We start from the raw sequence: 1,948 nt of genomic DNA, 5'->3' as shown, positions 1-1,948 counted from the left end.
GTCCGGGGCGGCCGGCAGCAAGGCCGCCGCCCCGGGGAGATCGTCGGGGCTCAGTGGTCCTGCCGCAGCCACAGCTGGATCAGCCGCTCGACCGCGAGGGCGAGGAAGCCGAGCAGCTCGCTGCCCTGGCCGGCCTCGTATTTCGTGGCCTCGCGGCTGCCGAGGGCGAGCAGGCCCATGGGCATGTTGGCGCCGAGATCGAGCCGGACCAGCGCCTGGCTCCGCACCAGTTCGGCGGCGGGGCCGAAGATGCGCGGATCGCCCGGCGTGTCGGCCAGCAGGCTGACGTTGCGGCCAAGGCCCATGAAGGCGTCGATCGTGCCCGGCTCCAGCAGATGCAGGTTCTGCATCGCCGGGCGTTCCACGGTCACATCCTGGCTCTCGATGCACAGCGCCGCGACATCGATGCCGATCGACCCCGCCAGCTCCTGGGTGATGACATGGATCATATGCTCGAAGCTCGGCGCCTCGAGCAGCAGGAGGATGGCCTCATGCACCACCGCCTGGGCCGAGACATTGGCCCGCGCCGCCGTGATCACTTCCGACTGGAAGTGACGCAGGCGGGCATTGTCGGTCCGCAGCCGGTCGACCTGAGCGCGCTGGAAATCGACCACCTTCACGCCGTCGGCCTCGGGCCGGCCGGGCAGGTTCAGATGCTCCAGCACGTCGGCGTTCTTGGTCAGGAAGCCGGGGTGCGCGATCAGATAGTCCCTGACCTCGGACGCCGTCAGCCGGCGCCGGGGCAGGGGGGCATCGGGCCGGTCGGTGGTGGTCGCCATGATCGTGCCGGTTACAGGATGGACTGGCCGGTCTTGGCCCAGTCGGCCAGGAAGGCGGCGAGGCCCTTGTCGGTCAGCGGATGGTTGATGAGGGCGCGCAGCACCGACGGCGGCACGGTCACGACATCGGCGCCCATCTTGGCCGAATCGACGACATGGCGCGGATGGCGCACCGAGGCGACCAGGATCTCGGTCGTCAGGGCTTCGTAATTGTCGTAGATCTGGCGGATCTCGGCGATGAGCGCCATGCCGTCGGTCGCGACATCGTCGAGGCGGCCGACGAAGGGCGAGATGAAGGCGGCGCCGGCCTTGGCCGCCAGCAGCGCCTGCGCCGGCGAGAAGCACAGGGTGACATTGACCAGCACGCCGTCGTCCGACAGGGTCTTGCAGGTCTTCAGGCCGTCCCAGGTCAGGGGCACCTTCACCGCGACATTGTCGGCCAGCTTGGCCAGCTTGCGGCCCTCGGTCAGCATGGTCTCGAAGTCGGTCGCCGTCACCTCGGCCGAAACCGGGCCGTCGACGATCTCGCAGATTTCTGCGACAACGTCGAGGAAGTTGCGCCCGGTCTTGGCGACCAGGCTGGGGTTGGTGGTGACACCGTCGACCATGCCGGTCGCCGCAAGATCCTTGATTTCGCGCACGTCGGCGGTATCGATGAAGAATTTCATGACTCTGGTATCCGCTGGATTTGTTTCCGAAGGGGACCGCGCGCCGAATCATGGCCCCGTCCGGCGCGGCGGGCCAATAGGTTCGTTATAGCGCATGAGCGGCCCGACACGCATATCCGTTCTCGTCGCGCTGCCCTTTGCAGGGCCGCTCGACTATGCCTGCGCGCAAGTGTTGCCGCCGGGCACCTTCGTCGAGGTGCCGCTGGGGCCGCGCCGGGTGACCGGCGTCGTCTGGGACGGCGCGCCGGAAGGCCTGGTGCCGGCGGCCAAGCTGCGCGCCGTCATCGCCGTTCACGACTGGCCCCTGATGCGCGACAAGGCCCGCCGCTTCCTCGACTGGATGGCGGCCTATACCATGAGCCCGCCGGGCATGGTCCTGCGCCACTTCATCAATGCCGCCAACAACGACAAGCCTACGCCCCTGACCGGCTATCGCCTGGCGGGCCGGCCCCCCGACCGCCTGACCCCGGCGCGGCGCCGCGTGCTCGACCATCTGGAAGC

General features: G+C 68.7%; 2 protein-coding genes and 1 pseudogene. 1 reads left to right on the top strand and 2 read right to left on the bottom strand.

Annotated elements, in window-relative coordinates; translation table 11 throughout:
- Window positions 1-50 precede the first annotated feature (50 nt).
- Together WAZ62_RS10165 and fsa are read right to left on the bottom strand one after the other, a co-directional pair.
- The gene (locus WAZ62_RS10165) at window positions 51-779 is read right to left on the bottom strand and encodes a DUF484 family protein (RefSeq protein ID WP_422643409.1); all 729 of its coding nucleotides are present in this window, start codon (window positions 777-779) and stop codon (window positions 51-53) included.
- A gap of 11 nt (window positions 780-790) precedes the next feature.
- On the bottom strand, window positions 791-1,447 hold the full coding sequence (gene fsa / locus WAZ62_RS10160) for a fructose-6-phosphate aldolase (RefSeq protein ID WP_422643408.1): 657 nt from the start codon (window positions 1,445-1,447) through the stop codon (window positions 791-793).
- 94 nt (window positions 1,448-1,541) lie between these two features.
- Here fsa and WAZ62_RS10155 point away from each other — a divergent pair.
- A pseudogene (locus tag WAZ62_RS10155) lies at window positions 1,542-1,948 on the top strand (primosomal protein N'); the annotation flags it as partial.

The sequence above is a fragment of the Zavarzinia sp. genome (assembly GCF_049306435.1).
Lineage (GTDB): Bacteria > Pseudomonadota > Alphaproteobacteria > Zavarziniales > Zavarziniaceae > Zavarzinia.
This window is presented reverse-complemented; position numbering and strand designations above follow the sequence as displayed.

Coding starts and splice junctions, on each gene's coding strand:
- WAZ62_RS10165 (WP_422643409.1), bottom strand. CDS start 779: ATGGCGACCACCACCGACCGGCCCGATGCCCCCCTGCCCCGGCGCCGG.
- fsa (WP_422643408.1), bottom strand. CDS start 1,447: ATGAAATTCTTCATCGATACCGCCGACGTGCGCGAAATCAAGGATCTT.